The sequence below is a fragment of the Paenibacillus massiliensis 2301065 = DSM 16942 genome, from assembly GCF_000377505.1.
GTDB classification, from domain to species: Bacteria; Bacillota; Bacilli; order Paenibacillales; family Paenibacillaceae; genus Paenibacillus; species Paenibacillus massiliensis.
In genome coordinates, this window is the sequence record NZ_KB898185.1 from 885,782 (window position 1) to 898,979 (window position 13,198).

Annotated in this window: 12 protein-coding genes and 1 pseudogene; 4 read left to right on the forward strand and 9 right to left on the reverse strand. The window is 45.6% G+C overall.

What is annotated here, in order from left to right; genetic code table 11:
* The first annotated feature begins 307 nt into the window (after positions 1 to 307).
* Both D328_RS0103890 and D328_RS0103895 read left to right on the forward strand, forming a co-directional pair.
* On the forward strand, positions 308 to 2,761 hold the full coding sequence (locus D328_RS0103890; protein WP_018883647.1) for a GH36-type glycosyl hydrolase domain-containing protein: 2,454 nt from the start codon (positions 308 to 310) through the stop codon (positions 2,759 to 2,761).
* A gap of 617 nt (positions 2,762 to 3,378) precedes the next feature.
* Entirely contained in the window at positions 3,379 to 4,158 is a 780-nt protein-coding gene (locus D328_RS0103895) for an ABC transporter ATP-binding protein (protein ID WP_018883648.1), read from the forward strand.
* A 236-nt stretch (positions 4,159 to 4,394) separates the two neighbouring features.
* On the opposite strand, the gene D328_RS0103900 is transcribed toward D328_RS0103895, so the two are convergent.
* The 3 genes from D328_RS0103900 to D328_RS0103910 form a co-directional block, all read right to left on the reverse strand.
* Entirely contained in the window at positions 4,395 to 4,808 is a 414-nt protein-coding gene (locus D328_RS0103900) for a hypothetical protein (protein WP_018883649.1), read from the reverse strand.
* 75 nt (positions 4,809 to 4,883) lie between these two features.
* Entirely contained in the window at positions 4,884 to 6,107 is a 1,224-nt protein-coding gene (locus D328_RS30560; protein WP_081625209.1) for a WXG100 family type VII secretion target, read from the reverse strand.
* A gap of 204 nt (positions 6,108 to 6,311) precedes the next feature.
* Entirely contained in the window at positions 6,312 to 6,830 is a 519-nt protein-coding gene (locus tag D328_RS0103910) for a hypothetical protein (RefSeq protein ID WP_018883651.1), read from the reverse strand.
* 161 nt (positions 6,831 to 6,991) lie between these two features.
* Between D328_RS0103910 and D328_RS0103915 the strand changes: the two genes are divergently transcribed.
* Entirely contained in the window at positions 6,992 to 7,339 is a 348-nt protein-coding gene (locus D328_RS0103915) for a helix-turn-helix domain-containing protein (RefSeq protein ID WP_018883652.1), read from the forward strand.
* A 66-nt stretch (positions 7,340 to 7,405) separates the two neighbouring features.
* Here D328_RS0103915 and D328_RS0103920 read toward each other — a convergent pair whose 3' ends face one another.
* The 4 genes from D328_RS0103920 to D328_RS0103935 all read right to left on the reverse strand — a co-directional run bounded on the left by D328_RS0103920 (position 7,406) and on the right by D328_RS0103935 (position 11,170).
* Positions 7,406 to 7,660, reverse strand: coding sequence for a hypothetical protein (locus D328_RS0103920; protein ID WP_018883653.1), 255 nt, complete (start codon positions 7,658 to 7,660; stop codon positions 7,406 to 7,408).
* An 89-nt stretch (positions 7,661 to 7,749) separates the two neighbouring features.
* A complete protein-coding gene (locus tag D328_RS0103925; protein ID WP_018883654.1) occupies positions 7,750 to 10,194 on the reverse strand; it encodes a DEAD/DEAH box helicase family protein in 2,445 nt (814 codons plus the stop codon).
* Positions 10,178 to 10,504, reverse strand: a complete 327-nt coding sequence (locus D328_RS0103930; protein WP_018883655.1) for a nucleoside triphosphate pyrophosphohydrolase — start codon at positions 10,502 to 10,504, stop codon at positions 10,178 to 10,180. The genes D328_RS0103925 and D328_RS0103930 overlap by 17 nt, the downstream gene beginning before the upstream one ends.
* A gap of 207 nt (positions 10,505 to 10,711) precedes the next feature.
* Positions 10,712 to 11,170, reverse strand: coding sequence for a hypothetical protein (locus D328_RS0103935; RefSeq protein ID WP_018883656.1), 459 nt, complete (start codon positions 11,168 to 11,170; stop codon positions 10,712 to 10,714).
* A gap of 141 nt (positions 11,171 to 11,311) precedes the next feature.
* On the opposite strand from D328_RS0103935, the gene D328_RS0103940 reads away from it, so the two are divergent.
* Positions 11,312 to 11,653 carry a helix-turn-helix domain-containing protein gene (locus D328_RS0103940; RefSeq protein ID WP_018883657.1) on the forward strand — a complete coding sequence of 114 codons (342 nt, stop codon included), beginning with the start codon at positions 11,312 to 11,314 and terminating at the stop codon, positions 11,651 to 11,653.
* A gap of 332 nt (positions 11,654 to 11,985) precedes the next feature.
* Here the strand turns inward: D328_RS0103940 and D328_RS0103945 are convergent, their stop codons facing one another.
* A complete protein-coding gene (locus tag D328_RS0103945; protein WP_018883658.1) occupies positions 11,986 to 12,717 on the reverse strand; it encodes a restriction endonuclease in 732 nt (243 codons plus the stop codon).
* A 333-nt stretch (positions 12,718 to 13,050) separates the two neighbouring features.
* Positions 13,051 to 13,198, reverse strand: a pseudogene (locus D328_RS30565) (IS200/IS605 family transposase); the annotation flags it as partial.

Genomic DNA, 13,198 nt, shown 5'->3' on the forward strand with positions numbered 1-13,198 from the left:
ACGCACAGGTGTGGGATTTTAAGGAAAGCAGTTAAAGTTTTTTATGACCTGCCTGAACGGGCAGGAATTCGCACTCGGTAGCTAGAATGATATCCGATAACAGGCCGTCATAGCGTGGAATGCCCTTGCATACACATGACATGGGATCGGAAATCAGCTTTTGGATCAGCTCTGCTATGGAGGATACGATTTACGAATTACGAATCACGAATTACAAATTTTGAAAAGCTTCACAAATATCCGAAAACGTTTTCCGAAATAAGGCCTGTCCATCCATTTCGCGAATCAGGAGAGGAGTTACGATCAAATGAAGTACGGTCATTTTGATGATGCGCACAAGGAATATGTTATTCACACTCCACAGACCCCCTATCCATGGATTAACTACCTGGGCAACGAGAAGTTCTTCGGCTTGATCTCGAATACAGGCGGCGGCTACGCCTTCTACCGGGACGCGCGGCTGCGCAGACTGACCCGCTATCGGTACAACAATATTCCTGTCGATAACGGCGGGCGTTATTTCTACGTCTATGACGAAGGTGATTACTGGACGCCAGGCTGGATGCCTGTCAAGAAGGAGCTCGATCACTACGAGTGCAGACATGGGCTCGGCTATACCTCCATTACGGGTGAGCGTCATGGGGTAAAGGTGAATCAGTTGGCCTTTGTGCCACTCGGCTATAATGGCGAGGTGCATCAGGTGAATGTGACCAATACATCTGATCAGGTAAAACGCATCAAGCTCTTCTCCTTCGTGGAATTTTGCCTATGGAATGCCTATGACGATATGACCAACTTCCAGCGCAATCTGAACACGGGCGAGGTTGAGATTCAGGATTCAGTCATCTATCACAAGACGGAGTACCGGGAGCGTCGCAACCATTATGCCTTCTTCTCGGTGAACCGTGCAATTGATGGCTTCGATACCGACCGCGAATCCTTCCTCGGCCTGTATAATGGATTGGATACGCCGCAGGTCGTTACCTCCGGTGAACCTTCCAACTCCGTGGCCAGTGGATGGTCGCCCATTGCCTCCCACTGTCTGGAGTTGACATTGCAGCCGGGCGAGCAGACAAGTCTGAACTTTGTGCTGGGATATGTAGAGAACGAAGAGGCTGACAAATGGGAGGCTCCAGGTATTATTAATAAGACACCTGCGCTGGCCATGATCGAGCAGTTCGCTACCGAAGAGGACGTCGAGCGCTCACTCGCGGAGCTTAAGGCGTATTGGGAGCGCTTGCTATCGACCTATGCCGTAGCCAGCCATGATGAGAAGCTGAACCGGATGGTGAACATCTGGAATCCATATCAATGCATGGTTACGTTTAACATGTCGCGCTCCGCCTCCTATTTCGAGTCGGGCATCGGACGCGGAATGGGCTTCCGCGATTCTAATCAGGATCTACTCGGATTCGTGCATCAGGTGCCTGAGCGGGCCAGGGAGCGCATTCTCGATATTGCCTCCACACAGTTCGAGAGCGGCGGTGCCTATCATCAGTACCAGCCTCTGACCAAGAAAGGCAATCATGAGGTTGGCGGCGGCTTCAATGATGATCCGCTCTGGCTGATCGTTGGCACGGCGGCCTACATCAAGGAGACGGGCGACTTCGCCATTTTGGATGAGCAGGTGCCTTTCGACTGCAACCCAGACAACACAGCCACCCTGTTCGAGCATCTGAAGCGCTCCTTCTACCATGTCATCGAGAATCTGGGGCCACATGGGCTGCCACTGATCGGACGTGCCGACTGGAACGACTGCCTCAACCTGAACTGTTTCTCCAATATTCCGGATGAGCCATACCAGACGACGCAGAATATTGAAGGCCGGACGGCAGAATCCGTCTTCATCGCAGGACTGTTCGTGTACACCGGACCAGACTTCATTGAGCTGTGCAGCCGCAAAGGCTTGACTGAGGAAGCAGCCGAGGCGCAGGCCCATGTCGACACGATGCGGGCTGTTACGCTAGAGCATGGCTTCGACGGGGAATGGTTCCTACGGGCATATGATCATTACGGGCAGAAGATCGGCAGTCAGGAGAATGAGGAGGGCCAGATCTTCATCGAGCCGCAGGGCTTCTGCGTCATGGCTGGCATCGGCGTGGAGGAAGGGCTAGCGGAGAAAGCGCTGAATGCGGTGCAGGATCGGCTGGAGACGCCATACGGGATTGTCCTACAGAATCCGCCATATTCCAAATACTATCTGAATCTCGGCGAGATCTCCTCCTATCCGCCAGGCTATAAGGAGAATGCGGGTATCTTCTGCCACAACAATCCGTGGATCATGATGGCTGAGACCGTACTTGGACGCGGAGATCGTGCCTTTGAGCTATATAGCAAAATTGCACCAGCCTACCTGGAGGATATTAGCGACGTGCACCGGACCGAGCCGTACGTCTACGCCCAGATGATTGCCGGCAAGGATGCCGTGCGTCAAGGCGAGGCCAAGAATAGCTGGCTGACCGGGACCGCTGCCTGGAACTTCGTAGCGATTACGCAGTCCATCCTGGGAATTCAGCCAGACTACGACGGACTCAAGGTCGATCCATGCATTCCAGCCGACTGGACTGAATTCACCGTTACTCGCGTCTTCCGTGGCGACACCTACGTCATTCGCGTATCCAATCCACAGCAGATCAGCAAAGGCATTGCGTCCATTCAGCTTGATGGCACAGCCATTGACGGCAATGTGCTGCCTGTGATCGGAGACGGCGGAACGCATCAGGTGGAGGTTGTACTTGGCGTGAAGGTTGTACAGGTGTAAGGTTAGATGTAGGGATTAAAAAATGTAGGGATTAAGGGATTAAGAGATGTAGAGGCTGCACAGGATTAAAGCGTGAACTAGAAAAGCTATAACTGTTGGGTGCGTAAAGATTGGTATGTAATGATTGCACAAGTATAGAGCTTTAAAGTTGTTGATGTGCAAATAAATTACTGTAGCCGTTAGTATGGACGACGGCCATTCATAGAAGAAGCTGCAGCACTCATTCGTTGGGATGCTGTAGCTTCTTTGTGTTATTTAATTTATTAGCGTTACTTGGTTTTGGCGTTGATTATTAGCATTGCTTGTTTTGTAGTGCTGCGTTGTTTTTCATATTCCCTTGTCTCTTTATAAGTTTCTTAGGAGTTATTGTTGATTGCACCTTCTGGTATTTGCTCTTCTTTCTTCTGCCCTCTTGTCTTCTTTTCTTCTCTTTGTCACTATATCTTTCTCTTCATTATCTTTTTTCTACTTCTGCATGTTCTTTTTTCAGGCTGAATCCTTTATCATGGATAGATAATAAAGATGCATGGCGGACATTCGACGGCAATTCCGACCATATTCCAACACACGCAGAATCCCAACACATGCAGATTCATCAGAAAGAAGGCCTAGTAGATATGATCATAGATGTACAGAACGTAAGCTGGACAAGAGGTGTGCTCACATTACTGAACAATGTTAGCTGGCGCGTGAACGAAGGAGAGCACTGGGCGTTGCTTGGTCTGAATGGCTCGGGCAAGACGACTCTACTAAATATGATTACTGGGTATCAATGGCCCACGAAAGGCTCCATTTCCGTATTAGGCGAGCAGTACGGCAATGTAGATCTGCGTGAGCTGCGCAAATCCATTGGCTGGGTGAGCTCCTCCCTGCAGGAGAAGCTGCATCGCACCGATCGGACACAATACGTCATCATTAGCGGCAAGCATGCCACCATTGGGCTATATGATGAGCTGGACGATCAGGATCTGGAGCGGGCCAAGGAGCTAATGGAGACGCTTGGTTGCGCACATTTATGGGATCGGGAGTATCAGACTTGTTCTCAGGGAGAGAAGCAGAAGCTGCTAATTGCTCGTGCCCTCATGGCGAACCCGCGTGTCCTGATTCTGGACGAGCCATGCAATGGCCTTGATCTATTTTCTCGTGAGCGGCTACTGGACAGCATTCGGGATTTGTCCGAGCGCAAGGATACGCCTACCCTGATCTATGTCACCCACCATACGGAGGAAATTCTCCCTGTCTTCAGTCACACACTGTTGCTACGACGCGGAGAGGTTGTGAATAGCGGCCTGACCTCGGACCTGATGACGACGGAGGTGCTGAGCAGCTTCTTCGAGGCTCCGGTGGATGTTGAAAGGCATGGAGAGCGGGTCTATGTCCGGGCAGCTTTGGGTTGAGGATGTATATGGTAGGGCTCCAGTTTATTTGAAAGAACCCTTTGACATGTATCCGTTCTATTTGTCAGAGCCTTGTAACAGTGCTGGCCAGCATAAAAGAGCTCATTCCTACTTATATTCAAGTTGGAATGAGCTTTTGCAATTTAACAAGTGCTTGATTAGTTTAGTGTTTGGTTCATTGGTTGTAATGTACCTTCTTGTTGTCGAGTTATAAACCCGACGTAGTTTGATAAATATCAATTTGAAATCTTCTTTATAAAATCCTCAAACATTTTTCGTGTAGCAATGCCGCACTTTGGAAGAATCTCATTGATTCTTTGCATGATTTCCTCAGTTGACACTAATCCAATATTAGTTGAATTCAGAATCACTCTTAATGAATCAACAGACGTTGTAAATAATTCCTCATCATCTACACTAGTGAGTAAAAGTAAACTTTTAACTACTGCATCATCATTAACATCACTATCAACACAGTAGGCATATCTGACTTGCCAATCAATAGATTTTGAAAGAATCTGACTCAATAATTCTTCCCAATCGTTATTATTGAACTCTTCTAGCATCTCTCTAGCAATGGAGAATCCTTCATCGTACCAATAATCCGTTGTAAACTCCCCTGATAAATACTCATCTAATTCTTCATACATTTTCAAGTCCTCCTACTCACGTGTAGTTCATTTTCAACTAATGATTTAGTGACCATTAAATCGGTTCTAATGTGTTTATTGAAAACCCGATAGCAAGGATGCAGCCCCTCCACCTGTCGGATAGCCACTTACTACATCGTCCCCAATTTTAATAACCTCGACCTGTACCCCATCAACAATACCTCTATGCAATGTTGCTCCATCTCTTGTACGCTCACCAATCTTTGGAGTATCTCCTATTCTGGCGATACTATCAAGTATTTTTCCATCTGACCAAGTTTCAGGAAAAATGGTGCTCGTCTTGATTTTTGCAAGATTACCATCTGGAAATTGAGTTGTAAATTTAACTTTCTTTGTTCCATCAGCATTAATTGACACATCTTCGACAGCATAATTAGGATGATAATTTGTAATTTCTGGTGAGTGTCCCCCAACTAATTCGTTTTTAGCAGGGTCTTTACGTTGACCCAAAAGTATTTTCTCTTTCATCGTATCGCTAATTACTGTTTTATAGGTTGTTCCCGATCCCACAGATCCAAGCCCCGACTGCATACTCTTCTCTGCCCTGGCAGCTTCCATATTCTTCTGAATCTTCTGTACCACAGGATGATTGGACGGTAAACGGTACGGCCCTTTACGACCTGGCAGACTACCGCGAATGGCCTGAATCCCCATGAAGACTTGGCTCAGCTTGAGAGTCGTGACCATCATCGCCGCATAGTTATCGGACACACGTTCACCTGTGAAGGGATGAATTCCTTCCTGAAATGCTTTGATCTGCAAGGCCATGATATCTTCACCGAGGGGTTCGGAATGTACATCTGCTTGCATCACATTCACATCCAGATGGCCTTTATCCCGCTCATAGGCCTGCAACACGGCCTGATCTGTTACCCCCTGTTCATTCACCGGAAGCCATTTTCCAAGAAACGAGTTATATGCCATTCGGTAACCTGGCTGAGCATCTGTGGACGCTGTTCCGTGTACACCCAATCCTACAGCTCCTCCAATTGCCGCTTGATACCCTCCCTGCTCGGCATCGGCTTCTGAGAAGCGAGTAGCAATTGTCCGTAGCTCCAGAGCCATTTTCACCATATGCTCTAACGCCCGCTCCAGTACGGGACGAGAATGCTCGTAATCCTGAAAGAATCTTTCCTGTGTCATCCCCATCCACAGTGACTGCATGGACACCAGATGCCCATACAGCTGGCGGTTCATTTGCTCCAATTGCTGCCTACCCTGATCTACTTGTTGGGCTATTTGATAGAGCTGCTCTGGATTAATTTTAATCATCGTCATAGGCTTTCTGCTCACTTATTATATGATAATAATAGGTTAGCAGAAGGCTCGACATTCAGGCACGCACCTACGTTCCTATTTTTACCACATTATTGAATATGAACAATATACCTATTCTGGATATTAACTTCAGACTCAAGGACCATTGGACCCGGGACGCCTCAATCTTGTTCTTATGCACCTTTTGTACCATTCAATGGTTATTTAATCAAGGAGGTGGCCTGACAGCTCATCCATTGTTTCTTTTGTCCTTTGAATTAACCTCTGCACAGATTCTCTTTGTCCCCCATTTATATTCACTTCAAAACGAACCCCTACCTCAGATAGATGTTGAACTGTTCCTATGAAAATTGCTATATCTAATCCCCTACTTGAATCGGAGTATACATGAACAAGACGAAGAATCTCTTCCATAGTGAAGAGATAAGGAACATCAAGACTTCGATTCTCTTGAACATATATAGCACCAAGAACCGAATGGAGCGCTCTGTGACAAAGAATAAGACTTGTATCTAGCTGATGATGATTGTTCATGATTACAGCAAGTCTTACGTGATAGTCCGCGAGCTTCAGATAGTCTAAAATGTGCTCCTGAAACAGATTAGGGTCCTGAGTAGCGGCAATATAACTATTATCGCTTTCTTCTCTTATTTGGAACAAATATTGTGTCTGACTAGGATCGTAAAAACAATGATCTTCAAATATAACAGCTTGTTCATTCATTGTTCCGCCTCCAGCTCTCACATGTATATTTTTCTAGCGTTTAGAGAAAACTATATCATAAATATAACTATATAGTAGTTTTATTTCAAATAAACTTACTATCTATTAGTTAAAGACTTTGTCTCGATTCACTACACTTCTAAATAAGAGGGGTGTACATAATGTCTGAGCTTTTAGAGTTAGTCGGTTCTCGAATCAGAGATTTACGAAAAACCAAAGATCTCTCACAAGAAGCTTTGGCTGAGAAGGCTGGATTTAATCCGAGCTATATTGGATTCATTGAACGAGCCGAACGTAATATTTCATTGAAAAATTTAGAAAAAATCGCACACGCCTTAGATGTCGGCGTAAATGAGCTATTTACATATGTACAAGAAAATGCATCATTGTCTAGTGAGGACGCGAATATGAAGCATCTGGTCACACTACTAAGAACACGCGAGCCCGAGGAGATTGCCATGGCTCTTAGTGTTCTTAAGGAAATATTTAAAACCTATGATCTGAAATAAAGAAGACACAATGCTTGAATATAAAGTGAGCAATTAATTGGAACTGATCGGATAATATTAGACTAATTAAAACATGAGATATGCAACATATGCAGACAAAGCTCCTCCGCTATACATTGCTACGTAGATCGCACGTCGCTCCATGTCATTCTCTCCCCAATTTTCGTCCCTAGCCGAAGGCAATATTGCTTCATGCAGCGTAATGATCTGCATATGCTTGTATGGATCAATTTCTGCACCGTGAATAGTGACACGTACATGTTGAGCAGCCTCTGGTACACGGGTAGTAGTGTGGCATACTTTGTCGGCTTCCGTAGCCACTGCAACAGTCCTTCAGCAACTTAACAGCCGCATCGAAAAGAACTGCCTCGGCGAATCATCACCAACGATTAGGCAGTTCTTCCTATATGTTATTCTCTTGTTCCACGCTCAAAATGAACGTGAAGTCGATACAAGCAAATTTCTTTCGTCCAGCGGTGCAACAATGCGCCTTCTCTATCGCCATCAATCTTTACATTAAGCGAGAAGACATCATTCTCGAATTGCGTCATACTTCCCTTGGCCCCGCTCCATTTAGACATGGGCATATCTGCAATCAGCTTACGAATGTCTGCCGCGGTCTTCTCATTCCATTCTTCCAGAGCAAGCTTGTCCTTGTCAGAGAAGTCTTTGCGCTTGCGGTACTCCTTTTCCGTCAGATACGTATGGAAGTATTCAGCTACCTCACTTGGTGTCACAGAGTCCAGCCAGCGTTCCACACCTCTCTCTAGCATGTATAGCAATACGACCATTTTGTAGCTCTTGTTCATGACCGTCTTCTCTACATCCTGCAGCCAGTCCTGCTGACGAACATAGATTGCGCCCTCGTCGGACGATAGTAGCTCCGCCCAGTAGAGAAAGCCGACATATGAGCCGAACTCACTCCGATAGCCAATACTCTGCGAACGTCCCAGTAAGTGCAGCTCCAGATACGTCGGAATGCGGCCAAGCTCCTGTTTAACCTCCATAAAATCACTAAGCAGCTTCTCACGACGTGGAAGTCGCTTACGACTGAGTTCTTGAAGCAGATTCACCACCTGAACGTCCAAATGAATCTCACAGCCTGCGGGAGCCTCCGGCAGCACAAATTCTTGCCTTTTCTCACTTGCACGCTCTTCTCCTCGCATATCCAGTAGGCTCAGCTTCACATCTGCATTCCGGTAATTCCCGATTAGATCGATAATGACACAATGAGACTTACCTTCAGCAAGGCGCAGACCACGCCCAACCTGTTGAGTGAAGATGGTAAGAGACTCTGTCGGGCGAACGAACAGCAGCGTATCCACACGGGGAATATCAGTCCCTTCATTGAACAGGTCTACGGTCATGACCACGTCCAGCTCCCCATCACTCAACTGCCGTATGGCTTCCTCACGCGACATTTCTGTTGTCCGAGAATGTAGGCTCAGCACATTTACTCCCCGAACTCGAAAATATCCAGCCAAGTAATCCGCTTGACGGATGGATGAGCAAAAGCCAATCGTACGTGTCTGTTTGTGCTGTAGCCAAGCCGCATAGATTTTCTCCGCATACTCCTCATCCAACTGTGCTGCCAGGAGCTGATCCTCATCATAACGAGTGCCCATCCAACGAATCTGCGAATAATCAATATCATCGAATATACCGTAATATTGAAATGGCGATAGCCAGCCTTTACGAATGGCCTCGATAAAATGGATCTGATAAGCCACATTCCCATCACACAGAGCGTACACATCCTTGCCATCGAGCCGATCCGGGGTCGCAGTAATTCCTAATAGAAATTGTGGGCTGAAATGTTGAATAACAGACGTGTAAGTCTTGGCAGCGGCATGATGGAATTCATCCACCACGACCAGATCGAACGCATTCGTTGCAAACGCATCACGATGCTTCTGCATACTTAGTGTGAAGATGGACGCATATACACAATCCGCATCGCCTTCCTTGTACTGCCCATTGTATATTCCGTGACTTCGCTCAGGCATGATCTGTAGAAAGGACCGCTTGGCTTGATATAAAATCTCTTCACGGTGCGCAATGAACAATACGCGTCTGAATCTTTGAGCAAAGAATCCCGCGAGATAGGTCTTGCCAAGCCCCGTCGCCATGATAACCATGGCTTTATCGTACTGCTCCTCCATCGTTCCTGTCAGCGCTTCGAGTGCAGGCACCTGTGCAAAGCGTGGTTCAATGGGTGTAAATGGTATATTTACTGCTGCTTCTGCCAGTCCTCCCGTAGCTCCAACACTAATCTCGGCTTCTTCCATTTCAGTGATGCGCCTAATCATTTCAGGGTTCTTCTGATGATACTTACGATACTCTGCTTCATACAGTGCGATCGAATCCGGATTCACGGGCAATGTCTGCTCATGGTAAAAGCTCTGCATGAACTTCTCCTGTGCCATCTGGAATGTATACGGCTCCGCTTCGGCATTCATGGCAAGATTCCATTCATAGCCTGTCTTGAGTGCTGTAAATGAGAAATTGGACGAGCCTACGATTAATAGCCCTTCTCCATTCTGGTAATCGAAGAGATACGCCTTGGGATGAAATGAGGTGCCCCTGCTTTGCCACAGCCTTACTTCGATTCGGGAGTCTACCTCACATAATGCCCTCAGTCCCTCGGGTTGTGTTATATACAGATAATCTCCAGCCAGCATGCATACCTCGGCTCCGCGTTCCGCAGCCTTCTTCAGATGCGGGGCAAGCAGCTTCACACCCGATTGCATAATAAATGAGGTCATAATATAAATGCCGGATGCACTCTGTAACCTGGGAATCAATGCATCTGCCAAATTATCCGTGATCAGCGTGACATTAAGCTTCGTCGACATCGATAAGATACACCCGTTCCTGAAAGCCTCCACGCGCCTCTGCCTTGTCTGCTCGCAGCTTGTCCAGCTCTGCCGCATTAGCACCATGAACCTCCGCCAGCGCTCGGATGACCTCCAGCATGTCTGCCAACTCTTCCAGTGCTTCCTTATCATTGGCTGCGCTCATATATTCATCCGCTTCCTCACGCAGCTTCGTGCGAAGCTCCTGCTTGTATTCGTCCAGATCAAGTATACGTGTACGGGACTCCTTTCCCGATGACGCTATAATGTGCGGAATTTTATCACGCACCAATTTGTTGTATGTAGGCATAAGGCATATCATCCTTTCTAAAGATGGAGCGCCTGTCTTTGGGCAAATCTCCCTTTTGGACATTATATCATTTGAAGCGGGGATAGAGGGCCTGGTTTTGTTAAGATGTTCGGTGAGGGTGAGAACATGAGAAAAAGAAAAAGCCTATCTCCTCTCACATAAGGGGAAATAAGCCTTCAATTATTCATCTGGAGAGTGGTTGTGGATCTAAAGTTGCCAATCCAATATACTGCGAGTTTCGTTCAGCTTTTGCGCTAACTGATTTAGTATATCTTTGCTTCTTGCAAGCAGCTGCTCGGTATGACTTAGATCTATTAATCTAAAATCCATGCTGTCTTCCAATGATGAGAGATATTTCACCGTACCTATAAATATTGCGTTATCCAGCTCTAATGTTGAATTATTGTGTACCAGTGGCAAAATTTCATTCATCGTAATGTCTGCGGGGGCACATGATGTATGGTTCTCTTGGGTATGCAAAGCCTTAATAATAGAGGTCAATGCCCAATCACAGAGGATGATGCAGCAATAGAACTGCTTGTGATCGAACATCATCGAAGCAAGCTTGATGTGATATTGAGATAGTTGATAGTGATATAGGATTACAGATTGTAGCTCATTATCTTTACTAGGTTCCTTCTCTGGTTCTATATGATAATTTAACATGGCTACCCCTCCGTAAAGAATATACCAGTATTATACAATAAAATGATACACATAGATATTATAATATGAAATTGTATTCCTCGTTTGGTGTTTACCTTGAAGAAACTTGTCTACACTTTTGAACATAGAGGGGTGAATTTCTTGAGCGAGGATAAAGAAGTACTTAAGCTTGTAGGAGCTAGAATTCGTGCATTACGCAAAGAAAGAGGATATTCGCAGGAAGCCCTTGGAGAAAAAGGTGGATTTCATTTTTCATACATAGGTCAGATCGAGCGCGGAGAGAAGAATGTCTCATTGTTGAACTTGGCAAAGATTGCTGAAGCTCTAGATGTTAATTTAGTTCAGCTTTTTGCTTATGTGAGTGAAGAGTTTGAAGTAACAGATTCTGAAACTGAAATACAAAAGATTGTTCTTTTGCTAAGAGAATCCTCTGCGGATAAATTGCAATTAGCTAAAAAAGTCATACGGGAAATTGTAACGTAAAACACCCCATCCACTTTTCTAAGTGGCGGGGTGTTTTTCACGTAACTAGACAGCATTATTTTCACTATTTAATATCTTTTGTTGAATTATAGTTATGTATAAATGGTGGTCTATAAACTACCTTCACTATATTGTCGTCAAATATCTGGAGGATTCTATCAGTTGTTTTGATGTCTGCCGACTTTTCGTCTCAGGACTTTACAACGAAAAAAACCTTAGAAGAATAGGAACTGACTCCATAGGCTCCAAGGCTCTATATCGATGTAATTGTTTGCTTTATTCATTTGAATCTCCAAATACTTTCCGTAAATACACCCTTTAACTTTGTGATACTACATCGCCTTGGTTTTACGACAGTTCGGAAAATTACTGCATCCCCAGAAGGCTACTCCTGCTTTATTCTTCCTCTTCACCATTTGAGCGCCACAGCTACATTTAATACCATTCTGTGCTTTCGGAGTGGGCTGTTCTTTGACTACAGGAATCGCTTTAATCTTCTTATTGGAAGGCTTCCATTTTCCCCAGCTACGCAGCTTGCTATCTACTACCCCACCATGCCAGCAATCCACCTTGAATTGCTCTGCTTCTTTTCTGGCGTCAGTCGTAAAATCGGATGTTGTTATGAGAAGGGATAGGATGCAATCATGATTCCGTTTGGCACCGACAAGCTCACGCACCGTCATCACATTTACCTTATTATGGTCAGCATAGCATTTTGCCTGCACAGCTGTTTTTTCCCCACGCTTATCCGTAATGACTAGATCAACCCCACCATCCCTGCCACCTACCCCAACCTCTTTGACCGTGTACCCTTGATCTCTGAAGTATAGCGCCAGAAGTCGTTCGAATTCAGCACCTGTTATTTTGTCTAAAGGCAATGTCAAAATCACTTCGTCAGGCCTACATGTAGGCGAGGAACGATTGAACCCGTTGTTCTTGTTTTTATTGCTATTGGACTTACGAGTATTAGAGCTTCTGCGCCGCCGCCTTTTTGAAGGACGAAGCAACGGAGCAAGAAATGACAGAGCAACAAGAATGATTAGGTACCACATTGTATCTTGCATACTATTCTCCTTGATATCTCATTTTTGCAAATCAAGCGATGGGGCCTCAACTCGTCGTCACAATCTTTACGATTGAATTTGTTCCAGGCCCTAATCTAGGTCTTACAGATTAACTCATTCCATATTAATAGTCTTATAGACCCATTATCCAACATTCAACCACATTTTTCCACCACAAAATACAAAATCAAATCAGGACCACCCGTCCAACGGGTGGTTTGCTCTTAGGGTATAACCCCCTGTTGCCAAACTGCGCCTAAAGACGCTAGCCTGACAGCAGGGCTGTTCAGGCTCATTGTTATTTGTCTCTTTCACTTACCAGTTAAACTGGTTTTACTTCTTTTTGCTCCGATTACTGCTGAATGGATCTTCGTATTCTTTTACACTCAGCTTATCTACTGCCTGATCGTGTGCTTCTTGCTCTCGAATATACTTTCTTACTGTTGCTTCATTTAGACCCACCGTGCTCACGTAGTATCCT